General features: G+C 56.0%; 21 protein-coding genes. 15 read left to right on the forward strand and 6 right to left on the reverse strand.

From position 1 onward, the window contains the following. Position 1 precedes the first annotated feature (1 nt). The 6 genes from AC2IBB_RS18670 (at position 2) to AC2IBB_RS18695 (ending at position 6,360) form a co-directional block, all read left to right on the forward strand. Positions 2-1,234 (forward strand): glycosyltransferase, encoded by a 1,233-nt coding sequence (locus AC2IBB_RS18670; protein ID WP_486328267.1) that lies wholly within the window; start codon positions 2-4, stop codon positions 1,232-1,234. A gap of 90 nt (positions 1,235-1,324) precedes the next feature. Further along, positions 1,325-1,762 (forward strand): hypothetical protein, encoded by a 438-nt coding sequence (locus AC2IBB_RS18675; protein WP_486328268.1) that lies wholly within the window; start codon positions 1,325-1,327, stop codon positions 1,760-1,762. Between the two features lie 4 nt (positions 1,763-1,766). After that, positions 1,767-3,266 (forward strand): GumC family protein, encoded by a 1,500-nt coding sequence (locus tag AC2IBB_RS18680; protein WP_486328269.1) that lies wholly within the window; start codon positions 1,767-1,769, stop codon positions 3,264-3,266. A gap of 39 nt (positions 3,267-3,305) precedes the next feature. Next, positions 3,306-4,403, forward strand: coding sequence for a glycosyltransferase (locus AC2IBB_RS18685; RefSeq protein WP_486328270.1), 1,098 nt, complete (start codon positions 3,306-3,308; stop codon positions 4,401-4,403). 51 nt (positions 4,404-4,454) lie between these two features. Then, entirely contained in the window at positions 4,455-5,645 is a 1,191-nt protein-coding gene (locus AC2IBB_RS18690; RefSeq protein ID WP_486328271.1) for a glycosyltransferase family 2 protein, read from the forward strand. A 43-nt stretch (positions 5,646-5,688) separates the two neighbouring features. After that, entirely contained in the window at positions 5,689-6,360 is a 672-nt protein-coding gene (locus AC2IBB_RS18695; RefSeq protein ID WP_486328272.1) for a sugar transferase, read from the forward strand. Between the two features lie 29 nt (positions 6,361-6,389). On the opposite strand, the gene AC2IBB_RS18700 is transcribed toward AC2IBB_RS18695, so the two are convergent. The 3 genes from AC2IBB_RS18700 to AC2IBB_RS18710 all read right to left on the reverse strand — a co-directional run bounded on the left by AC2IBB_RS18700 (position 6,390) and on the right by AC2IBB_RS18710 (position 8,914). Beyond that, a complete protein-coding gene (locus AC2IBB_RS18700; protein ID WP_486328273.1) occupies positions 6,390-7,133 on the reverse strand; it encodes a hypothetical protein in 744 nt (247 codons plus the stop codon). Positions 7,134-7,409: 276 nt separating this feature from the next. Beyond that, positions 7,410-7,886 (reverse strand): DUF6210 family protein, encoded by a 477-nt coding sequence (locus AC2IBB_RS18705; RefSeq protein WP_486328274.1) that lies wholly within the window; start codon positions 7,884-7,886, stop codon positions 7,410-7,412. A gap of 131 nt (positions 7,887-8,017) precedes the next feature. After that, positions 8,018-8,914, reverse strand: a complete 897-nt coding sequence (locus AC2IBB_RS18710) for a LysR substrate-binding domain-containing protein (RefSeq protein ID WP_486328275.1) — start codon at positions 8,912-8,914, stop codon at positions 8,018-8,020. Positions 8,915-9,042: 128 nt separating this feature from the next. On the opposite strand from AC2IBB_RS18710, the gene dsdA reads away from it, so the two are divergent. Together dsdA and AC2IBB_RS18720 are read left to right on the forward strand one after the other, a co-directional pair. Beyond that, positions 9,043-10,356, forward strand: coding sequence for a D-serine ammonia-lyase (gene dsdA / locus AC2IBB_RS18715; RefSeq protein ID WP_486328276.1), 1,314 nt, complete (start codon positions 9,043-9,045; stop codon positions 10,354-10,356). A gap of 237 nt (positions 10,357-10,593) precedes the next feature. Continuing rightward, positions 10,594-11,280: a hypothetical protein gene (locus AC2IBB_RS18720; protein ID WP_486328277.1), complete on the forward strand. Its 687-nt coding sequence runs from the start codon at positions 10,594-10,596 to the stop codon at positions 11,278-11,280. A gap of 535 nt (positions 11,281-11,815) precedes the next feature. Here the strand turns inward: AC2IBB_RS18720 and AC2IBB_RS18725 are convergent. From AC2IBB_RS18725 to AC2IBB_RS18735, 3 genes are all read right to left on the reverse strand, one after another. After that, the gene (locus AC2IBB_RS18725; protein WP_486328278.1) at positions 11,816-12,184 is read right to left on the reverse strand and encodes a hypothetical protein; all 369 of its coding nucleotides are present in this window, start codon (positions 12,182-12,184) and stop codon (positions 11,816-11,818) included. Positions 12,185-12,292: 108 nt separating this feature from the next. After that, on the reverse strand, positions 12,293-12,733 hold the full coding sequence (locus AC2IBB_RS18730) for a hypothetical protein (protein ID WP_486328279.1): 441 nt from the start codon (positions 12,731-12,733) through the stop codon (positions 12,293-12,295). A 45-nt stretch (positions 12,734-12,778) separates the two neighbouring features. Continuing rightward, positions 12,779-13,252, reverse strand: coding sequence for a hypothetical protein (locus tag AC2IBB_RS18735; protein ID WP_486328280.1), 474 nt, complete (start codon positions 13,250-13,252; stop codon positions 12,779-12,781). Between the two features lie 305 nt (positions 13,253-13,557). Between AC2IBB_RS18735 and AC2IBB_RS18740 the strand changes: the two genes are divergently transcribed. The 7 genes from AC2IBB_RS18740 to AC2IBB_RS18770 are packed head-to-tail and all read left to right on the forward strand — an operon-like array spanning position 13,558 to position 23,475. Further along, positions 13,558-13,914: an STAS domain-containing protein gene (locus AC2IBB_RS18740; RefSeq protein ID WP_216738704.1), complete on the forward strand. Its 357-nt coding sequence runs from the start codon at positions 13,558-13,560 to the stop codon at positions 13,912-13,914. Further along, positions 13,911-14,747, forward strand: coding sequence for an OmpA family protein (locus tag AC2IBB_RS18745; protein WP_486328281.1), 837 nt, complete (start codon positions 13,911-13,913; stop codon positions 14,745-14,747). Before AC2IBB_RS18740 ends, AC2IBB_RS18745 begins: the two co-directional genes overlap by 4 nt. 18 nt (positions 14,748-14,765) lie before the next feature. Further along, positions 14,766-16,943 (forward strand): polysaccharide biosynthesis/export family protein, encoded by a 2,178-nt coding sequence (locus AC2IBB_RS18750; RefSeq protein ID WP_486328282.1) that lies wholly within the window; start codon positions 14,766-14,768, stop codon positions 16,941-16,943. Next, positions 16,943-17,641, forward strand: coding sequence for a tyrosine-protein kinase family protein (locus AC2IBB_RS18755; RefSeq protein ID WP_486328283.1), 699 nt, complete (start codon positions 16,943-16,945; stop codon positions 17,639-17,641). The genes AC2IBB_RS18750 and AC2IBB_RS18755 overlap by 1 nt, the downstream gene beginning before the upstream one ends. A 10-nt stretch (positions 17,642-17,651) precedes the next feature. Beyond that, positions 17,652-18,467 (forward strand): phosphate/phosphite/phosphonate ABC transporter substrate-binding protein, encoded by an 816-nt coding sequence (locus tag AC2IBB_RS18760; RefSeq protein WP_486328284.1) that lies wholly within the window; start codon positions 17,652-17,654, stop codon positions 18,465-18,467. A gap of 33 nt (positions 18,468-18,500) precedes the next feature. After that, the gene (locus AC2IBB_RS18765) at positions 18,501-21,938 is read left to right on the forward strand and encodes a PAS domain S-box protein (RefSeq protein ID WP_486328285.1); all 3,438 of its coding nucleotides are present in this window, start codon (positions 18,501-18,503) and stop codon (positions 21,936-21,938) included. Beyond that, positions 21,916-23,475: a SpoIIE family protein phosphatase gene (locus AC2IBB_RS18770; RefSeq protein ID WP_486328286.1), complete on the forward strand. Its 1,560-nt coding sequence runs from the start codon at positions 21,916-21,918 to the stop codon at positions 23,473-23,475. The genes AC2IBB_RS18765 and AC2IBB_RS18770 overlap by 23 nt, the downstream gene beginning before the upstream one ends. The last annotated feature ends 5 nt before the right edge of the window (positions 23,476-23,480 follow it).

Genomic DNA, 23,480 nt, shown 5'->3' on the forward strand with positions numbered 1-23,480 from the left:
CATGATGAACGCAGTAAGCAAACCGCAATTGATCGTTTTCGGCGAAGACTGGGGCGGCCACCCCAGCAGCACCCAGCACCTGATCCGCCACCTCAGCGACGATTATGAGATTATCTGGGTCAATTCCATCGGCCTGCGCCGCCCGCGCCTGAACCGGCATGATTTGCTGCGCCTGGCTCGTAAGCTGATTTCCCGCTTCAGCGCCGGCTCCCCCCGGCAAAGCAAAGAAGGCGACAAAGACCTAACACCGGACTCCAGCTCCCCTTCCCGCGTGATTAACCCGCTGGTGATCCCGCTGTTCGCCTCGAAAGTAATCAGAAAGCTGAACGCAGCGCTGCTCAAACGCCAGCTCGCGCCCTATATCCGCAAGGACAGCGCGCCGATCTTGTGGTCCTCTCTGCCTTCAATGGCGGACCTGGTGGGACGCCTCGGCGAACGCGGCGTCGTCTATTACTGCGGCGATGACTTCAGCAGTCTGGCCGGAGTCGACCACAAACCTATCGCGATGATGGAGTCCGAGCTAGCGCGTAAGGCGGATCAGATCTTTGTCGCCAGCGAAGCCCTGGGAAGCCGCTTCGCCGCCGCCAAAACGGAATGCCTGCCCCACGGGGTGGATTACCGCCTGTTCAGCTCACCCCGGTCCCGCCCCCATGATCTGCCGGTGGAAGGCCCGGTGGCGGGCTTCTACGGCTCTGTGTCGGAATGGTTTGACGTAGAGCTGATGGCTCATTGCGCACGCGCCCTGCCCCATTGGACATTTGTTGTAATCGGCGCCGTTCAGACTGACGTGGCGCCGCTGCGCCGCCTCGACAATGTCCGCCTGCTGGGACCACGTCTACATCACGAGCTGCCCGCCTACGCGCAACACTGGCGCGCCTCCCTGCTGCCGTTTCGGCGCAACGGCCAGATCATGGCCTGCAACCCGCTCAAGCTGCGTGAGTATATGGCGGCGGGCGCCAGCATCGTCTCCACCCGTTTCCCGGCGGTGGAAAGTTACGGCCGCCTGGTTCGCATCGCCGATGGTGCGGAAGAGTTTGTCGACGCGTTGCGACAAATCGAGGCCTGCCCTTTCCACGCCAGCGCCAACCAGCTCAGAGAAGCCGCTGCGCAGGAGTCCTGGTCGCGGCGGGCGCAAACCGTCAAACAGCGTCTGCAGCAATTTGCACATAGCGCCGCACAGTTCGACGCAAAATGCGAACACCGGACCAAGGCAATCCATAGTCCATTGATTTAGTTAGCAAAAATAATTGGAACGCTTTTTGGTTACTTAACAGGCAAGAGATGTTTTAAACGAACCCCCTAACCAACACAGATGGATGTCGCTATGAATAAATGGGTTAAGACGCTTCCGATCATCGCCGCTCAGGTACTGGCCGGCTGCGCCATGCAAGGTGAGCGGTCCGATATAGAGCGCGTGAATCAGGCTCTGTTAGCTTTCGCGCAAACGCCGGCTCAGGAGAGCGCGCCGTCATACCTGACCCTGGACATCGACGCCATCGACGCGCCCCTGGAGAGCCCAGGCTGGCGCCAGCTGGAAGCGCAGGCCCTGGCGTTCGTGAGCCGCTGCGCAGACTGTATGGATAAGGGATTGCTGCTGCAAGTGGCCGCCACCAACGCCACGCCGCCATTCCAGGCGCTCAATGAGAGCCTGCATTGGGGCGGCAAGGTGCGTACATTGCTGGCGATGCGCGGGTTCCCGGTGGATATCCGCTTCAACCCCAACCTCCCCGCTTCCAGCGCTCGCCTGAGCGTCAAGGGATAAGGCCATGCGCGTCGGCGTCTTTCTGAATCTTCACTACATGGCCGCAGCCGCATGGCGTCGCCGCTACGCCATTGTGGCGCCGTTGCTGGCGGCGCCTTTTCTGGCGTTGCTCATTGGCGCGGTGACGCCGAAAAAATATCAAAGCTACACCACGCTGCTGATTCAGGAGACCTCCAAACTCAATCCATTTCTGGCGGACTTTTCCGTGTCCACTCAACTCAAAGAGCGTATGGCCGCCCTGCAGGCGTTGCTGCACTCGCGCCACATGCTGGGCGAGGTCGCCCAGGAGATGGGGCTGGCCGACCAGGACAGCGGCCGCATCAGCGATCCAGTGCTGAATCGTCTTTCCCACTCCCTGAAAGTCGAGCTGATCGGTTCCGACATCATCAAGATCAGCCTTACTGACTCTTCCCCTCGCGACATGGCGCGTACCCTGGAGGTGACATCCAGGCATTTTTTGAATGTATTGCTCGCTCCCGAGCGGTCGTCCATTGATGCCTCCGAGAATTTCCTGGAGGAGCAACTGCTGACGCAACAAGAGGCGCTACTGACGGCGGAAAACACTCTGGCCGCGTTTAAATCCCAGTACAGCGGCAGCCTGCCCGGCCAGATGCACTTCGATATCGAACAGCTGCGGGAAACAGAGAAGCAACTGCAGATCAAGCAAGTGGAGCTGGCGGGCGCTGACGCCGCCATTGAAGCGCTGAACACCCAGTTGCTCAAGGCCAATCCACTGCTTGCCTCCATTGAAGCGGACATCATCCGCGCCAGCGCCGAGCTGAATCAATTACAGGCCCGCTACACGGATAAACACAGCCTGGTGGTGGCCGCCAGACACAGCCTGCAGCGACTGCGTCAGGAGCGGGATACGCTGGTGGCGCAAACCCGTCGTATGACTCCGCAGAATATCGATGAGCTTTGGCGCCTGGCGGCGGAGTTCGCTGACGTCGGAGACGAGTACGGCGCCGCAGGCAACCGGGTCAGCCCTTTACTGGTGTCGCAGCTTGAATCCATTCAGCAGGCGCAGTCCCGCCAACAGCAGTTGACGCAGGAGACCGCCAGCCTGCAGCAGACTCTGACGCGCCTGAAGACCAAACTCGACAGCTTCGCCCAGGTCGAGCAGCGCCTGCGGGAGCTGGAGCGCGACATCGCCACCAAGCAACACATTTACGACGACCTGCTCAAGCGCTACGAAATGGCCAAAGTCACCGGCGCGCTGGGGCGTTTCGAAGAACACGACCGGGTCAAGATCATTGATCGCCCGTTCACGCCTCACGCGCCTATCAATCTGCCCCTGGTGGTCTATTTCATCAGCGGCGCGCTGGGCGGTCTGTTTCTTGGCGCGGCCATCGCCGTGATCCTGGAGATTATCGACACCAGCGTCATTCGTCGCGACGTGGCGGAAAAAATTATCGGCGCGCCGGTCATCTCGCGCCTGCCGGACTTCAGACAAGTCGCCATCGGATTTCAATCCGCTCGCGACCTGACGCCGGTCGAACCCTGATCGCAAGTCACCTAACAAGGTATATAACGAGGTATAGCCATGACATCGACACCTTCACCCCTTAAAGTCGTCGTCCAAGTGGTGCAGCACTTGTCGCCGGGCGGCATCGAAAGCATTTGTCTGGAGCTGCAGCGCTTCGCTGGCGAGAACGCCGACGTGCATCTGGTCAGCCTGGAAGGCCAGAAGCAGCAAATGATCTCCCACTGGCCGCGCTTGCGTCAGTACGCAGGCGCCATGCATTTTCTCGACAAACAACCCGGGTTGCAGCCGCGCCTGTTATTGCAACTGTCGACCTTGTTTAAAACCCTCAAAGCCGATGTGGTGCACACCCATCATATCGGTCCGTTACTTTACGGCGGCGCGGCGGCGCGTTTCGCGCGCGTTCCCGTTCTGATCCATACCGAACACGATGCCTGGCATCTGGGACTGGACAACCATCAGAGCCTGGTTTCCAAATGCTTAAAGTATATTCGCCCGCAACTGGTGGCCGACGCCGAAATCGTCGCCGCTCACATCAGAAGCCGCATCCCCAGCGCCGAGCCGCAAGTGATCCCTAACGGCATCGACACCTGCATTTTTCAGCCTGGAAGCAAAATCGCCGCGCGCCGCGCCTTCGGCCTGCCGGAAGTTGCGGCGATCATCGGCTGCGCGGCGCGCATGCATGAAGTGAAGGGGCACGATGTGTTGCTCGACGCCATGTTCCGCCTGCCGCCGAACGTTCATCTGGCGCTCGCCGGTCGGGGGCCGCAGGAAGCGAAATTGCAGCAGCAGGTGCGGGACCTGAACCTCAGCGACAGAGTGCATTTCCTGGGGCTGGTTGATGACATGCCGCGCTTCTATCAGGCATTGGATGTTTTCTGTCTGGCCTCCAAGGCGGAAGGCATGCCCTTGTCTCCGCTGGAAGCCCAGGCCTGCGGCGCGCGCGCCGTGATCACCGACGTGGGCGGCAGCCGGGAGGCGCTCTGCCCGATCACCGGCATTCTGGTTCCAGCAGGGAGTTCCGTCGCCCTGGCGAAGGCGCTGCGCCATAGCCTGCGCACAAACCTGAAGGCCAACCCCAGGGATTTCGTCATGCAACACAGGGATATCCGCGGCATGGTCGCCGCCTATGACCAGTTGCACGGCGTCGCCTGCTGACAGCGAGCGATGATAATCGTCTATTAACCGTCACCAACGAGGTAATGCATCATGACCGACACCCTTATCTGGACCTGCGCTGTATTTTTGGGGCTGATCATCGTTTATCACCACATTGGCTACCCTGTTTTGCTGCGCTATCTGGCCAATCGCAAGCGCCAGCAACCCCTGTCCCGCAGACAGGAACGGCCATACGCCGATTTTCCTGAACTCAGCATCATCATTCCGGCTTACAACGAAGCGGAGGTGATTGCGGAGAAGCTGCGCAATCTGGCGTTTCTGGACTATCCCGCGCATCGTTTCGAAGTCCGCATTTATGACGACGGCTCTCAGGACGACACCTTGTCAATTATTCATCGCACGCTGCAGGAAGCGGATGTGAAAAAGCTACGGGTCAAGGTCATCGCCAACGAAGTCAATCAGGGCAAAGTCGCCGTTATCAATCAGGCAATGCGGGAGACGACGACGGAGCTGGTGTTGTTGTCCGACGCCTCGGCGCTGATTTCCATCGACGCCCTGAAAATCATCGCCGGCCATATGCGCGACGCCAGCGTCGGCGTGGTCGCGGCGTCTTACCAGATACTCACTCCCGGCTCAGAAGGCGAGGAAACTTACTGGCGCTATCAGACCAACATCAAGGAAATGGAAAGCGTCGTCGGCTCCACGATCGGGGCCCATGGCGCCCTGTACTGCTTTCGTCGCAGTCTGTTTGAAGAGTTGCCTGAAAACGCCATCAATGATGATTTCATCCTCCCTATGCGCATCGTCGCGCAAGGCCGTCGCTGCATCTATGACAGAGATATCGTCGCCGTGGAGCTGGAACAGGCCAGCCTGACGATGGATCACCAGCGTCGCAAACGCATCGCCGCCGGAAACGTGCAACAGGCGCTGATGCTGACCCCGCTGCTGAGCCCGAAGCATGGCGCGACCGCGTTCAATTACATTTCCGGTAAGTTTCTGCGGGTGTGTATGCCGCTGATCTTAATGGCTTTTCTGTTATGCACGCTGTTGCTGGCGCTGCATTCCTTACTGGCGCTGGCGCTGGTGGCGGGGCAGGCGCTGGTCTACGGGGTCGCCGGCATTCGCGCCCTGACGCCCGGAATATCCTGGCCCAAACCAGTTAACCTGGCGCACTACCTGGTTAGCGGACACTTCGCCAATGCGCTGGGCGCGCTGCGTTATTTGTCGGGACACGAAAACGGGCGCTGGGAGCGTGTGAAACTGGAGACCCATCATGATTGATTTAGCTATAACCCAATCAACCAACAACGCCTCGGAGTCAGCTATGACGCATGCCCATTCGCAAACCGCCACTGTCGCAATGGCGAACTACATCCCTTCCACCACCCTGGCGGCCAAGCGCTGTTTCGATATTGCAATCAGCCTGCTGGGGCTGGCGTTGAGCGCCCCGCTTTGGCCCTTGCTGATTCTCGCCATCCGCCTGGATTCCAGGGGGCCCGCGCTGTTCCGACAACTGCGCGTCGGCCGCGCGACGCCAACTTACACGGAGCTGTTCTACATGATCAAGTTCCGCACCATGCGAGTCGATGCAGAAAAAGAAACCGGCGCCGTCTGGGCCACCCGCAACGATCCAAGAGTGACGAAAATCGGTCGTTTCCTGCGCAAAACGCGACTGGACGAACTGCCTCAGTTGCTGAATGTCCTGCGCGGAGAAATGTCCATCGTCGGTCCACGTCCGGAACGTCCCGGCATCAGCAACAACCTGGACCGGGCCATCCCCTACTACATCGAACGCACCTACTTCGTGACGCCAGGAATCACCGGCATGGCCCAGGTTAGACAAGGCTACGACGCCTGCCTGGAAGACGTGAAAAACAAAATCGGCTACGACCACGCCTACTCACTCTGCCTGACCAACTTCAACTCATGGCTGAAAACCGACATCGAAATAATCCTGCGAACCTTCTGGGTAATGATACGCGGCCGGGGGCAATAGCCCCTGGCGCTATTGCGCTGTATTGGGACTCACTCATATCTCTCCAATCCCAATGGAACCATGCTCTCATTCACAAACCTTATTACACATTGCTCATTGTCTCTCTCAACCCATACAGTTAACAAAGGAGGTCCGTCCCAAAGCGTTTCAAATGACATATGAAAGCCATATCTTTTGTTAAACAAATCAAATCCATTCTCACGCAGAAAGAAATGATCTGGATAAAAGAAAGAGCTTGCAGTTTCATATAACATCCTGCCAGTCTCAGCGCATTCTTCTTTCTGAACAAACTGATATATAGAAGACACTCCATGAGATTTAAAATACTTAAAACCGGGGCATCTATCGCCAGGCTCTTCTTTGCAAAGGTGTTCTACGGCCTCGTATAGGTCTCGCCCTATAAGTTCCACTTTAAACATTTGTCTATAAAACAAGTAAACGCCGTTCTTAAAAGCAGGGTTAAATGCAATAACATCTCCAAGCCATGTTCTTCCAATTTCCACCATGCCTTCTATCAACTCCCTCCCAACATTTCCCTCTGGCAGAGCGCCACCGTAAAATCTACAGTTTCCAACCTCGTGCTTATTTAAAATATAGTTTGGCGAGTGAATTCTGATTGAATCACATAGCTCGCCCTCTCCAAACCTTTTAATATACTCTTTGTAGCCCTTTGGAAACCTTCCTTTAAACTTATCTTCAATGTATTCCACTGACTCATCATCCAATAGGGAAAACTGGTTAAAAACCAAGTACACACTATCAAATAAATTCATCTCTCAGGCCCCATATAAAAACCGATAAGCGCAAAGACAAACCTACCTGGGCTAATACAATACGCTCCTCTCAGACCCCGTACTGCATGCCATTCATCTATAAAACACAACTTCCACAAGGAACCACAAATTCCCGCCGTAACTCATACTCGATAGCAACTGTGCTTTTGTCCCCAATAATTTCGCTCATGTTTTACCTGGCGGCATTTCTGCGATTGCGTAGCTATTCATTGAATCTAAAAGTAAAGTTAGGCGTTCACATCGTCTTATGGCAAATCAATCGCAATTAGACCAGACAAGCACGCCAACGCCATTTGGGGTCTCAACAGGAACCCACGCCTCCATTATCTGGCGCTCCCTTCTATACTCGTCGGCATAGTGTATTTTTAATAAATTTCTCGTGGACTCTCTACTACCCTTCTCATTACTCCAGATGGGTATTGAGCCAACGATAGACTCCAGCTTCTTCAATCTTTCTGAATCAAGCAGAGTTGGCCAGCGCCCATAGGGCTCTCCTCCTGCCCAGCAGCTATTGCCGCGGTGAAAAACGCGTGTAAGCTCGTCCACATCTACTGACAAACCCTCATTCCCCGCACCTCCAACAGGGATGTAGTAACCTTCCATTTCCATCAGACAGCAGTCTGTGCCGCCGCACTGTTGTTGATAAATAACGCCTGTTGGATGTTCAACTATCACTCCGAGATACCCAACATTTGTTCCATCTGGATCAAGAAATATTTTTAGTTTATTCATATATTTAAGCAGAAGTTATTCACTGCGGGATCATACGCATTTTGTTTAAATGTACCTGTCGGATGGCGCTTCGCTTATCCAACCTACGGTTTTCCCTATGTCTATGGTTCAGTTTGGCATGGGAGCGGCGTTTACGCTTTGCTCAGCAGCCAGTCTTTCAGCACGCTGGCGTTATGGCTGATCGCTTTGCCTTTGGGTGTGATGAGGTAGTAGTTGCAGCAGGAGGGCGTTGCGGGAAGCGGTGCGGTGAGGCGACCGCTGGCCAGTTCTTCTTTTACCAGGGAGCCGCGCGCAAGCGCTACTCCAAGGCCTGCGTCAGCAGCAGCGATGGCCATATCCGAGCGGTTGAAATAATGGCCCTGCTGGCTGGGCGCATCGGGCAGCCCTGACTGGTCCAGCCAGTAGCGCCATTCTGCGTCCCGGGGGGAATCTGGCCAGGGCATCGCATCATGTAACAACGAGACGCTATCCCAGATTTTGGGGTCTCGCCAGTTTGCGCCCTTCATATACTCAGGGCTGATGACCGGCAGCAGGATTTCCTCCACCAGCAGCGCCGCATCAAAGTTCTGATATTCGCCGTCGCTGTAATCAATGGCCAAATCAAAACTAGCAGTACTCAGATTAAGCAGCGCCGCTTCCGCATAGGTTTCAATCTTGATATCGGGATGGCTGAGATTGAACTCTTTAAGCATTGGAATCAGCCATTTAAAAACAAACGACGGCGTAGAGGTAAGTCTGACGACGGAATCATTGGGGCTCGTCTGCAGACGATCAACACTCAGCCTGATGGCGTCAATCGATTGCCGCGTCACGGTGAATAACTCACTACCTTTAGCCGTTAATCGGATACCTGACGGACGACGCTCAAACAGCTTGAATCCCAACTGTTCTTCCAGTTTGCGAATTTGCTGGCTCACCGCGCCCGTCGTGACATAGAGTTCCCGGGCGGCCTCCGAAAAGCTTAATAACCTGCCACAGGCTTCAAAATATATCAGCGTGGAAAAGGTGCGCGCACTCAGTCCTGACATCGTTAACCTTTCAGTTAATGTTTAGACATACTAAACAGGTGTTAAATTTCTATCGTTTGCTTTCTGAATAACTAAAACCCAGAATTTCCAAAACATATTAATACATAGCCAGTCAGCATGGACAAACAATGAATCCTCTCAGTATCGCCCAAGGTGAGCTTAAAGCCATCCAGAATAGCCAACCTATAGTATGGCTAAACAACAATTATCAAATTCCGGCTTCAGCTCCCTCCACCCCAAACGCCGATGAACTCTACGCAGCGGAAGCCCGCCTCAAACGATTTGCGCCGTTACTACAGAGACTGTTTCCCGAACTCGAACCCAGCCACGGACTGATTGAGTCTTCTCTGATAAAAGCCGATCGGCTTAACAGCAGGATCAATCCAGTGGGCGGTTCGCTGTACCTGAAAGCGGATCATGACTTGCCGGTTGCAGGCTCAGTCAAGGCCCGCGGCGGCATTCATGAAGTGCTTTGTTTTGCTGAATCCCTGGCTTTGAAACACGGAGTAATCAAGGGCGTAGACAGCGACTACTGTACGCTCGCATCCCAGGCCGCTCGCGACCTGTTTTCACAGCACACCATCACCGTCGGCAGCACCGGTAATCTGGGGCTGAGTATCGGCGTCATAGGGTCTGCGCTGGGCTTCAAAACAGTAGTCCATATGTCGTCAGATGCTAAAGAATGGAAAATGGAGCGCCTTAGAAAACGTGGCGTGCGGGTGGTTGAGCATGACGCCGATTATGGCGCGGCGCTTGAGGCCGGACGCCTTGAGACGATTGCCGATCCGTACGGCTATTTTGTCGATGATGAACGATCCACCAACCTTTTCATAGGCTACGCTGTCGCAGCCAGACGCCTTCAGGCGCAGCTGGAGGCCCTGAATATTAAGGTGGACGCGGAGCATCCTCTGTTTGTGTATCTGCCTGCCGGCGTAGGTGGAGCCCCAGGCGGCATCACCTATGGCCTGAAACATATTTTCAATGACCATGTTCACTGCTTTTTTGCCGAGCCGGTACAGGCGCCCTGCATGCTACTTGGTATGGCCGGCGCACTGGGCGCCGCTCCGACCTCCATCTACGAACTTGGTCTCAAGAATCGCACAGATGCTGATGGCCTGGCTGTCGGCGCCGCATCGCAGTGGGTATGCGACGCCACACGCAACCTCCTGTCAGGCGTGTATACGGCGACGGATGAACAGCTTTACCAGCAGCTATATCTGCTAAAAGAACTGGAAAATATCGAAGTTGAGCCCTCTGCCGCCATCGGTTGCCTCGGTCCTGAAATGCTGATGTCCGAGGCTGGACAGAAGTATTTAGACTCACATCGCCTCACCCACCGCATGGCGAATAGCGTGCATATCCCCTGGCTGACGGGAGGCTCTTTTGTTCCTGATGAGGAGTATCAGCGTTATCTCGCAAAAGCGGTAAAAGTGTCTTCTTGAAAACCAGTCAGAACAGAGGGGCGGCGCTCATCTGGGATCAGATTAAAGCCCCTCCCCTCAAAATAACGGTCAAATTTACTGAGGGACATTTCAGGTTTATTTAGTATGATGAAGTTGGCAATAAATTCAGCCAGTTATGAAAGGCGCTCAGGAAGATAATGGGAGATCCCACTGGCGCTGTTCTCAGAAAAAAATCGGTGAAAGACTTCATTAAATCGACAAAAGGAAGGAGTTCTTATGTCTGGAGAATTAGAGGCGAAAAATCACGCGGATGCAGTACTCAACGCCTACAAGTTAAGTTATCTGCCTTTAAACAAAAAAGGGTTAACGATTGACGGTATCGGGCTTATGTTGCCTGACCCTGGCATGCCGCTAGGGGTTATTCTAAAGAAAGACAGCAGCTTCATCGTCCTGCTTGGCGAACAGCATAGTACAGAGACGTTATCGCCGCTTTTACCTGGCGATCAGACGTTGATGATTGCAGGCGCCAAAGCCGTGGTCGCCGCCATCGGCAAATTAGGGAGCAAGCATACGACCATTGCGGCGGTCGAACTTCCTATCAAGAACGGAAGTATCGTTGGATCAGGCGCCGGACTGACCAAGATGGAGAAGCTCACCATTGCCGATCCCGCCGATAAAAACCTCGGATCAATCAATCATTCTTTGTTTTATTACAGGGCGACGCTTTTGAAAGACGTGTTGTTCGCCGAAGGTGAAAATACCGTCGAAGTCGTCGACCAGGGACTGGCGGCCAAATCAGACGAACGCAATCCGGGGATCGCCGCTCACTTGATCAACGCAGCCGCAAGCGTCAAAGGACCCAGCATAACCGTGCTGCCCGTCGGACTCTCGCACCTAGGCGGAAACAGCATACAGACACAACTGACCATGAAAGGATGGTCCATCACGACAAAGATTGTCTAAGCTGGCGACATAGCTTCGTGTGAGTTTGTTCGTTATTTATGGAGCCTCATTGTGATGATGAGGCTCGACTATCCAGAATATTTACAGGGTCTTTACGGACGAATTTCAACAACTTCTGCGAAACCGTTTTTGCTTTGGGCATCAACCTGATTGGCTCTATCAACGCCAAAGCGATATCTACAATCTGGGCTTTTTCTCAGGATAAATCTGGAGCGTATGTGTTGGATGGCGCTTCGCTTATCCAACCTACGTTTCACTCTGCGCCCATATGCAGACCGAAGAAAACGCCAGGCGTTTTGACAGAACTCCTACGCCTCCTCCCCCACCCTCCGATCAGAAGTGGTTAGGTCGGAAAAGGAAGTGCCTTCCGACATGCAGAGCTGAATGGTCACACCAGTTGTAACAGGCCCAGACATAACTTCTGTTGGCGAACGAGCTGAATGATTAATATAAGGCAGGGTATACGTTCCCATAAATTTCACATGCACAGAGCATTGCCGACTTGTGCAGGCAGTACGGCAGGAATACTTTTTCCTTAACGCACGACAGCCAATTCATCATCATTAATATCATGTAGATCAACGTCAGTTAAAATAGTCCCAGATAAGTCGGATTTTTTAAAACTCATTTCAAACAAGATTACCTCTTCATACGAGTCTGCTATCACGTACCTCTTTTCTCCGCTTTCCTCATCAATGAAGACATTTGACTCTAAGGGCCTTCTGGGATTTTTTTTAGCAACTATCGCAATCCGCCAGTAATCACCGTCATCTATAGTTCCAGGGCATGTTTTTTCAAAAAACCAGGCTGGAATATCGCTCTTGGGATGCTTCTGGAGGAATTCACCAATGAATTTTTCTATTGCAGCTTCAACAGCAGGATTATCTTCAAGCTTTTTACGCACAAACCACTTCCATTAAAATCTCAATACCTACATGACCACTGCATCTACTCAGCCACCTTACAACGATCCCAAGAGCCTACTTTTATTTACCCGCCTATTCATTAACCATCAACTTTTGACCCAGTCCGCAATGCGCTCATTTTCCTTCAGGTTCTCTCTCAAGAAGTAGTAAACCGTATCCATGTTTACCACGATATCCAGCGCTGCGATGATGATGGAGGCGCCATCATCCGTTGAAAACTCAAATACCTCAAAATATCCATTTACCTTTTTCTCCTGCAGTACTTTCAGCGCCTTACTTTCTTCGACCAAGGAGAAAACAGCGGTAATGTGAGGATCGCTGCCCCAGGAAGGCGTCCCGGAAAAGTATGCGACATCTAAAAATTTAATCTCGAGTTGATGATAATAAGAGAAGTCCTTGCTACCCAGAATTATCAACTCGTTAGAATTAAAGCTGAAAACTTCGAAGTCGAACCAGACGGAATTAGCCGTGGCGTTATTTACGGCATCAACCCTACTTTTAAGCCGTGCATTATTCATCAGCTTCACACTATGATTTTGTGACCAGTTAAACCGCCTCGCCCGCAGCAAAAACTACCGGCTTTCGTAATCCATCAGCATTTGATTAAACAGTTCTGTATCTTCTTCACTGAGTTCGTTTTCGGTATCTGCAAGCAATCCAGAGATCATGTGGTATTCCAGTTCGTTGCGGATACGGCCTCGTTTACGTATGCCTGCAATTTCCGTCCAGTATCTGTAACGCAATGCAGAGAGTGTGATCAGGCCATTCGCACTCAAGTCGGCGTCGACCTGCTGCAAGGTTTCTGCGTCTACGTCCAAAGTGTCCTCTATGATGTCCTTGATCGCTTCCCGTAATCCCGTTAGTGCGGCAGCTGCGCCAAACTCGTCCAGGGTGCTGTCCAGCGCGTGGGACGGGTGAACGGGGTCTTCGGGGGGAATATCTTCATAGACCGTGCTGAAATAGTCTAGAAACTGGCTGAGTTCTATAAACTCCTTCTGCTTAGGAGGAGAAAGTCTGCGTATCTTTTTCTCCAGTTCGTCGGTCATTTGTTCCGCCTTTTTTCAGCACATTCGGACGTTTCATCTTAATCGCAGGGTGAGTTTCGAGCTACTTCTCATGAAACGAAGTTCCGCGCACCATAGCCAATCAGGCGTACTTTTTCTGGTTTCAAATCACAACGAACGCCACATCAAGCCCCCCAAAATCTTCGCAATCCGCAACTGCAAAAAGCGAATTAGCCCGTTTCCGGTTCTGACACCACTCACTAACCATATGTTTTTACAATAAAAAAAATCTGGCACACGGGTTGCTCCAGGTCTTGTGAGTTTTATCACTACGATCTGAGGGCCTTATGAACATTACTGAATATTCTTGCAACGACTATCTGGTCATCGCGCTGGATGGGACTTTTGACGCGAATGCGGTGCAGCATTGCCGCGAGCAGTTGGAGGAGTCGGCGTTGAATCATGTTGGCGGGGTCGCTTTTGATTTAAGCGATGTGTCTTTCATGGATTCTTCCGGCATCGGCGCCTTGGTTTTTATCTATAAGCAGTTGCACGCCAACCGTCGGCAGATGGCGCTGGTGGGGTTGCAGGGGCAGCCGCAGCGTTTGGCGACGCTGTTGCGCATCGACCGCACTATCCTGTCCTTCGACACCATGAAAAGCTTCATCGCCCTTCAGCAACCAGCTCAGGAGCAACGAGCATGAGACGCGCCCGTCTGCTGATAGTTGGAGTGGGGTTGTGCGCCCTGGCGGGCTGCCAGAGCTGGCCTGACGCAGGCAAAGGCGGCGCGGCGGAAATCCGCAGCGGCGAGGTGCAGCGCTATCACCAGATCAGCTTCACACCAGATCAGGACAGCCTCGCCAAGCAGGCGCAGCTGGAGAAGCTGGAGCTGGATGCACTGTCCTTGCTGGGAGGCGACTACTGTATTCCGGCCCAACTCAAAACGCTGAGACAGCGTTTGCATCGCGCCTTCAGAGAGTTGGACGCCGGGCTGTTTCCAGACGCCTACAACAGTCTGGCGATTCTGCACAAAGAGCTGAAAGGCGCCAATGCGCAACTGGCTTACCTCAACGAGCACACCACCTGCGCGGTCGCCAGCGCCCGTAGTGACATCGACTCGGTCTTCAGCGGCTTTCCCCTGGCGGTGCACTTTGATGTGAACCAGTCAGCGCTGTCTGCAGGCTACCAGAGTTACCTCACCCGTTTATCCGTCTACATGCTGGCGGACGCCTCGATGACTATCGAGCTGATCGGGCATACGGATCAGCGTGGCGAGAGCGACGCCAACCAGCATCTGGCGCAAGCGCGCGCTGACGCAGTCGCCGAACACCTGGCGCAACAGGGCGTAGAGCCGTCACGCATTCTGATCCGGGCCAAAGGCGAAGATCAGGCGCTGCTGCAGGACGCGGACAGCCACTCTCACGGCTTCAACCGTCGGGTGGAGATCTATTTTAATCGCCAGCAAGTCCGCGGCGCTTCGTCAACCCCCATCCCCCAACGCGACTGGGAATCCCATTTACAGGGACGCTACCTCTAAATCAGGAACAGAAACACTATGGCAAGTCAGACTCTCCCCTTCATCCCCCTCTCGACCACGACGCCTGCGCGAGACGCCCGCCTGATGCTGCTGATGGCGTGGCTGATTGCCCTGGCCGGAGTATTTCTGACCTGCCGCAATCTCCAGGCCGCAGAAGCGCCGCCCCTCATTCAGCCTGGCGATCAGCTCTACCTGGGACTGACGGGAGAGCAGGCGTTCAATCGCAATTTTTCCGTGGATCGGGACGGCCGCATCCTGCTGCCGGAAGCCGGCCCAGTGAAAATCAACGGACAACCTCTGAGCGCCGCGACGCAGATGATCCAGTTGGCGCTGGGACAGGTTTACCGAGATGTGGAGCGCCTGCAGGTCACTCTGGCGGAGCGCAATCTGATCATTGACGTTTCCGGCTACGTGGAGAATCCCGGCAGCGTATTGACCCCCATCGCCGGCGACGTGCAAACCGCCATCACCCTGGCGGGCGGACTGCTGCCCGGCGCGCAACTGGACCGCATGCAGATTCAACGGGGCGACGACATCATCTACTTCAGCTACAAGGCGTACCTGGACTCCGGCGACCGCTCCAGCCTGCCGCCGCTACGCTCTCTGGATCGCCTGTTTATTCCCGCTTCGCCGCTGATCGGCAATGTGCAGATCGACTTTGATGCGCAAACCCTGGCCGCCAGCGGCGACGCCAGCGACGACCGTCAGGCGGTGCGCATCTTCGGTGAGGTGAAAAGTCCAGGCCGTTTTAATTATGAACCGGATTACAGCGTCATCGACGCCATCATGCGCGCAGGCGGCGTGACACGCTACGCCGCCGTCGAGCAGATCAAAATCATCTCGGACAGCGCTCCCTACAATTTTAATCTCAAGCGTTATCTGGAAAGCGGCGACGCCTCACTGCTGCCGCAACTGAAACCCAACTCCACTATTTTCGTGCCCATCCAGCAGGACGAAATCAAAGCCGGCGCTAACGTGGTCTATGTGATGGGCGAGGTGTTCAAACCCGGCGCCTTTGAGGGCAAGCCCGGCGCTACGCTGTTGGACATTATGGCCAATGCGGGCGGCCCCACCCGTTTCGCCGAATCCCGTCAGATTCGCATCCTCAAAGCCGACGGCGCAGTGATTCCCTTCGATCTGCAAGCCTATACGGAAGGCGTCAGTCGCGTCGCCTTGCCGGAAGTGGCGCCGGGAGACGCGGTTTTCGTACCGGAAAAGACCGACGTCAACGAAGCCTCCTGGCTGAAAACGCCGCCGGATCGCGCGGTGGAAATCATTGGCCAGGTCTACAACCCAGGCCGCTTTGAGTGGTCCGACGAAATGACCCTGATGGATCTGCTGGGACACGCCCAGGGGCCCACCGCCCGCGCCGACATCGCCAACATCAAAATCATGCGTCGCAGCGGCGGTAAAGTCCTGTCCAGCACCTTCAACCTGGACCGCTTCATCAAGTACGGCGGCGACCTGAGCGAAATACCGCAACTCGATTCAGGAACCTCCGTGATCATTCCGGAACTGCCGCAAGATCCTTCCGACAACAAGGCGCAATGGGTGCGTCAGGCGAAAGAGAACTCCATCTACATCATGGGCCAGGTGGGCGCGCCGGGACGCTACATGTTCAACGAGGAAATGACCTTTCTCGACATCCTCGCCGCCGCGGACGGCCCCAATGGTTCCGCGGACATCCATAACATTCGCGTCGTACACCGGGACGGCGCCCAGGCGCGCATCTCCAAGCTCAATCTGGCGCTGTATTTTGAAACCGGCGATCAAACCCTGCTGCCCGTGGTCAAGCCCGGCGACTCCATCTTCGTGCCGGAAAAAGACCGTAACTGGCTGGAGGAAACCAAAGAAAACACCGTCAGAGTGCTGGGCTCCGTCAACAAACCCGGGCGCTATCGCTTCAGCGACGACATGACCGTGCTGGACCTGCTCGCCCAGGCCGGCGGCGCCACCGCCAGCGCCTACATCGAGCGCATCGTGGTGGTGAACACGTCCTGTTGCGCGGACAGCGCCAGCAGCTTTGATCTGGAGAGCTTTGTGAAAGATCCGGACATGAGCAAACTGCCCGTTCTGCGCCCCGGCGACACGCTGTATGTCCCGGATAAGTCCGACAGCCACTGGGCCACTCTCACAAGCGGTCTGGAAGGCGTGTTCAAAATCATCTCCGTAGTCGGAATCATAGGAGCGCTGTGATGCCATCCATCGAAAACTTTGTCGAGATCGAACATGTGTACGCGCAGACCCTGGGCAAGGGACTGCGCACCCTGGCGGTCGCCGCCGTTAACTCCGGAGACGGCTGCTCCACCCTCGCCTACGCGCTGGCCCGACGCCATAGCGCCTCCGGTCGGCAAACCCTGCTGGTGGACATGAACCTGTTCCGCCCTTCCGCCGATATCCGCTTTCAGTTACCGCGGGCCGCCTGGTCGCTGGAAAACGACTCCAGCCACAGCGCCATCGCTCACGCTGGCCAAAACATGCAGGTTTTAACTGCTACACTGAATTCATCAATCGGCTTCAGGGACGCAGGACTCATCAAGAAAGTCATTCAGGACTGGGAAAGCCAAGTGGACGCCATTGTTTTCGATACCTCGCCATTGAAGGCGGTAAACCATCAGAACATTCCTGCGGAGCTGATTTGCGCCGCCAGTCAGGCCTGCATCCTGATTGTGAAATCCGGCGCCACCACAGAAGCGGATTTAGAGCACGCTTGCCACAAATTGAAATCCCATGACGCCCGGATTCTGGGCGCTGTGATGAACGACATTGAAAACCCCGGACTCGCCGCTGAACTAAAACGCGAAATCAACCGTATGGCGCGACGGTTCCCCAGATTCGCCGCCAGACTGAGCGACTGGGTTCAGTCCAGCCGTTTTCTGAATTTGCCGTTATAGGGGGGCATGCATGCGGACGCTCATCACATTCCTCTGCCTGATCTACGCCGTTCTCGGCAGCGCCGGCCTTCACGCCGCGGAGAAGCGAGGCTACGAGTTCGGCATCGTACCGCAACAAAGCGCCGAAAAACTGGCGCGGGCCTGGGGCCCGGTTCTCAAATACATTGAAAAGAACAGCGGCGTGCCCCTGGTGTTCAAGACCGCGCCCAATATTCCCGAGTTCGAGTCGCGATTGGGACACGGCCAATTTCACTTCGCCTACATGAATCCCTACCACTTTGTCGTCTACAACAAATATCCAGGCTACCAAGCGGTGGCCAGGGAGAAAGACAAAATGATCAAAGGCATTATCGTAGTCGCCGCGGACAGCCCTATTCAGGACCTGCAAAGCCTGCAAGGCGCCGATCTCGCGTTTCCCGCTCCCGCCGCCTTCGCCGCCAGCGTTCTGCCTCAAGCGATCCTGGCGCGCCAGGGCATTCGCATCCAGCCGCAGTATGTGCGAAACCACGATTCCGTGTATCTCAATGTGATGCAGAAACGCTTTGTCGCCGGCGGCGGCGTCCTGCGCACGTTCAACGCCATGCCGGATGACGTGACTCGCAATCTGCGCATTTTATGGACAACGCCAGCCTATACCCCTCACGCCATCGCAGCCGCTCCCGGAACGCCGCCGGAAGTGACGAAGGCGGTGACGGAGACGCTGGTTCAGATGGGCGAAAGCGAGCAGGGGCGCGCCCTGTTGGAGCCGTTGAACATGCGCGGCTTTATTCCCGCCGCCAATTCGGACTGGGATGACGTTCGGGCCTTGCAGATTGATTTGCTGTAACACCCGTCAGTGTAAGAAAGGAGTGCTGAAAATATGTCCTTTCGTTTAAAAACCATACTGGGCGTCGCGCTGATCGAAGCAATATTCATGTCGGTGCTGATTTACAATTTTCTGCAGATCATGAACCAGTCACATTTGAAGCAGGCGCAAGAGGAGGCCGCCCGCTTCGGCGTTTTGTTCAGCGCCGCCGCCACCGATGCATTGCTGTCCTCGGATATCGCCACTCTGAACAGCATGGTGGACGAACTGCTGACCAGCCCTCATGTCACCTACGTGTCCATCCACGACAGCCGGGGCGTGCTCAGCAGCGGTGGCGTGCGTCCCTCCCCCGACGACGCATTCGGCGCGGCGCTGCAAGAAATTCCCATCAAGGTGGGCGACGCCGTGTTCGGCAATGTCGAACTGGGCCTGGACGCCAGCGCCCTGCATGACGCCTGGCGACAGGCCCGCGACCAAAGCATCCGCATCGCCATCATCGGCGTAGTGCTGGTGGCGCTGGCGTCCATGATGTTCGGCTCTTATCTGACGCGGCAGCTACAATTGATGCGCAGCGCCCTGCGCCGCGTGCAAGAGGGCGATTTCAGCCTGATTGAAGCCAAACCGGGTCGGGACGAGCTTGGCGAGACCATCAGTGCGTTCAACCTGATGAGCCGGGAGCTGGAAAGCGTGCACCAAGACATGCGGGACAGTCTGGAGCAAGCCAGAGCGCTGGCGGACAAACTGCATTTCAGCGAAGCGCAATTACGCGCCATCACCGACAATATGCTGGACGGTCTGATCACCCTGGACGTTGAAGGCAAGATCAGCTACATGAACCAGGCCTCAGAAACCATGTTCGGCTACGGAAAAAAAGAGCTGGAGGGACACCGCTACGACCTGATTATCGTCGATCAATTACAGCGTGACCGCATCGAGAACTTTATCCTCAAACTGTCTGATCATCATGCCCCGGCCCATATTACCCGCCAGACTGACGAATGGGGCTACCGCCGTGACGGCAGCCGCTTCCCTATCGACCTGATCATCAACGCCGCCGAAGTCGAAGGCGTTCAGGTCGCCATTCTGACGTTCCGGGACCTGTCCAAAATCAAGGAGCTGAAGGAGATGGCGGACATCAACCTGGCCGTGAAAGAAGCCATGCTGGAATGCTCCCTTAACGCCATCGTCTCCGTCAACGACGCGGGCAAAATCCTGGAATTCAACCCAGCGGCGGAGGACATGTTCGGTTACTCCAGAGACGACGTCATGTTCCAGCCCGTCGCCAATTACCTGGTTCCCACGGTCCTGCGAGACGCCTTTTGGGAACAACTGACGCAGTTCAAGACGACAGGCCGCTCGCCCTTTCTGAATAAACGCCTGCAGGGTCAGGCCGAGCGTAAGGACGGCGCAGGCTTTCCCATCGAAATTTCCGTCACCGCCTCCCGACTCGCCGGCAGCTACATCTTCACCGCCATGCTGGAGGACATCTCCGAGCGCCGGCAGGAACAGGAATCCCTGCGCCAGGCCATTGAGGAGGCGGACCGCGCCAATCGCGCCAAGTCGGACTTCCTCGCCTCCATGAGCCACGAAATACGCACGCCGCTCAATGTGGTGCTGGGCAACGTCGAGCTGTTGAAGGACAGCCCTCTCACCCGTCATCAGCGTCACTACCTGCAATCCGCGGAAAGCGCAGGAAAAAACCTGCTGGAAATCATCAACGACGTGCTTGATCTGGCCAAAATCGAAGCCGGCAAGCTGGAGCCTCACCTGGAGCCCTGCAACCTGCCGGCGAAAGTCGAGTACGTCACCCAACTGCTGTCGCAAAGGGCCCATCAGAAAGGCTTGTTCATCCAAAGCGTGATCGACGCCAATACTCCCGCCAGCATGGTGACGGATAGAAGCTTTCTGCGCCAGATTCTGGTTAACCTGATCGGCAACGCCATCAAGTTCACGCAGCGCGGCGGCGTCAACATCATGGTTTACGTCACCCATCTGCACGGAACCCAACACCTATGCATCGATGTCAGCGACACCGGTCCTGGCGTCAGCGCGGAGGCGAAGTCACGGATATTTTCCGAGTTCTTCCAGGAACGCCGCCACAAGGACGGCACAGGATTAGGACTGATGATTTCCCGCCATATGGCGAACATCATCCATGGCGACATTACCCTGTCCAGCCAGGTCGGCGCCGGGTCGACATTCACCCTGCAGCTCCCCCTCGCCGAGGCGGCGCCCAGGGTTGATCGCGCCAACCTGAACGCACTGACCGCGCCGCTGCAGGACTACCGCATCATCATCGCCAGCGACAGCCGGGAGTGGCGACGCGCTTTTCAATGGCAGCTGCATCTATGGAGCCTGGACGGCGTCTGCTGCCTGCAGGAGGACGATCTTCACAAGCAGGTCGACAGCGGCCTCAAACTCATCGCACTGGTGGATATGGAAAACCCGCCAGCCTGCAAAGACGCTCTGTTTAAGGACGCCAGCCTGACGCGTATCGCCGTCTATCGTCAGGCCAGCCAGCGCCAGCCGGAAACGGAAAACTGCTATGGCGCGCTCTATACTCCCGCCACCCGCAGACAAACGCTCCAGGCCCTGCTCGCCTGCGCCCTGGGCCGCCCAATTGAGGTCCCCGACAAAACGCAGGAGTCGGAGTTGCGTCGCAACAGTCATTACGCGCCAACGTCCTCCCCGTCCCTGGAGCCGGAACAGGGAGATATTCTGGTGGTGGATGACAGCGACGCCAATTTGCTCATCGCCCGCTCTTTCCTGGAATCCGCAGGCTTCAATATTGACACTGCGCTCAGCGGCGAAGAAGCCATAGATAAAACCGGACACTGCATTTACGACCTCATCTTCATGGACATGCGCATGCCCGGCCTGAGCGGTCGCGAAACCGTGGAGCTCATGCGCCGGCGCGGGCTGACAACGCCCATTGTGGCGCTCACAGCCCACGCCATGACGTCAGAGCGCGAGAGCTGCCTCGCCGGCGGCATGCAGGACTTTCTCACCAAGCCGGTGGATCGCGCTCGTCTGGTTGAAATGGCCAGCCACTGGATAAAGAAAAACAGTAAGAAATCTTCACCGCCCTCGACGCCGCCCGAGCCCGCCTCCGTGAGCGCGCAGCCCGCCGCGGAGGCCAGCGCCGACATTGCGCTGATTAACCCCAGGGCCTTGCAGCAACTGCTCAACGATACCTCAGCGGACACCCTGAAACGCATGCTGGCGATTTTCTCTTCGGAGCTGACCAAACGCGTGGACGCCATGCAAGACCATCTTGGCGAGCAGGACTACGAACAATTCGAAATCTGCGCCCATGCGCTGAAAAGCAGTTCCCAGACTTTCGGCGCGCAGCGTATTCACCTGCACGCCAAAGCCATTGAAGAAGCCTGCAGGGCGCATGACTATACGGAGGCGGAGAACGAATACCGTTGCATGCGCCAACTGACCGACTCGACATTAGAGGCGTTGAATGAACTCCACCCTTTTAACTAGCCATGCCGGTTACGACCGACTGTTCTACCAATCCCGCCCGGACCTCGCCGCCGTCGGCGCGGCGCGGGAATGCGCGGCCCGCTTTCTGCTGGGCAAAGGCGTCGACAACCAGACTTGCGAGGACATGCAGCTTCTGGTCGCCGAGTACTTCACTAACGTGGTGAAGCACGACCCCCAGGCGGACTTTATCGCCCTGGACAAACGCAGCGGAGGCGGCTTTGTCGATCTGTTGCTGCTGGACAACGGCGCGGATCAGTCCTCTCTGTTCGACGCCGAGCGCAATATTGAAGATTTATTATCAGAGAGTCCCTTACATGAGAACGGCATGGGCCTGACGCTGATTCGCAGTCTCGCCCCCAGCGCCCGTTATCAACGGGTTGTCGCCACGGAAGGAGACTTCAACAGCTACTGCGTGCGCATAAAGCTAAGCGGCGCGCAGCCGCGCATCGCTGTGATCGACGACGATCTGACGCAACTTCATCTGCTGCAGGCGTATCTGGCCGATGAATATGAAGTCACCGCTCTGGAAGACCCCCGCGATGCGGAAAAGGCGATTGTCGAGCAGCCGCCCCACTTGATTCTCTGCGACGTCAATATGCCCCATCTCAACGGCCTGGAGCTGCGCAAACGACTGGCGGAACGCGCCGCCACCCGCATGATTCCGTTTATTTTCATGAGCGGATGCGCCCCGCAACAGGTGCAAAGCAGCGCCGCGCACCTGTCCATTGACGGGTTTATCGAAAAGCCCATGAGCAAACAGCGGCTGCAACAAACCGTCGCGCAAGTGCTCAAGCGCTCCCAGGATGTGAGAAGCACCCTCAACGCCGAACTGGATAATCGCGTGTCCTCCCTGCTGTGGTCGCCTATTCCAGAGCAATTCAGCCAGATCCGGATTTCCTCGGGCTATCGGGTCGCCGCCAGAGGCGGCGGCGACTTCATCTTCCATCGCGAAAGCGCCGACGCTTTCACGCTGATACTCGGCGACATCATGGGACACGGCGAACAAGCCAAATTCTTCGCCCATGCGGCGGCGGGCTATCTGCATGGACTCTGTCACGCCGCGCCTCAGTCCGCCGCGCCGGGAGAATTGCTCGATCAGCTCTCTCATTTCGTCGCCTCATCGCCGCTGCTCGCGCGCACCGGGCTCACTTGTCTTGTCATTCAGCTGCGTCCCGGGAGCCATCGTCTCACCATCGCGTCCGCAGGCCACCCGGAACCCTGGTTGCTGACGGAGGGAGAGCTGCGCCCGATCGCCTGCGGCGGCATGATGCTGGGACTGGCGCATAATTACTCTTATGAAGAATGTGACGTCGATCTACCGGAAGATTCCGTATTCATTGGCTACACTGATGGCTTAACAGAGCACGGAGAAGGCGCGCTGGAAGATCGTGAGGACGCGGTTCGCAGATTGCTCGCCGCCAACCTCAAACAGTTCCCGCAGGTCCCGGCCCAGACCCAACTGGAAGAAACCCTGCGCGCCGCGGGCTCCACGCTGGAAGACGATGCGACGCTGTTGCTGCTCAGAGCCAGCCCTTGAATGTT

The sequence above is a fragment of the Hahella sp. NS-SX17 genome (genome assembly GCF_057367735.1).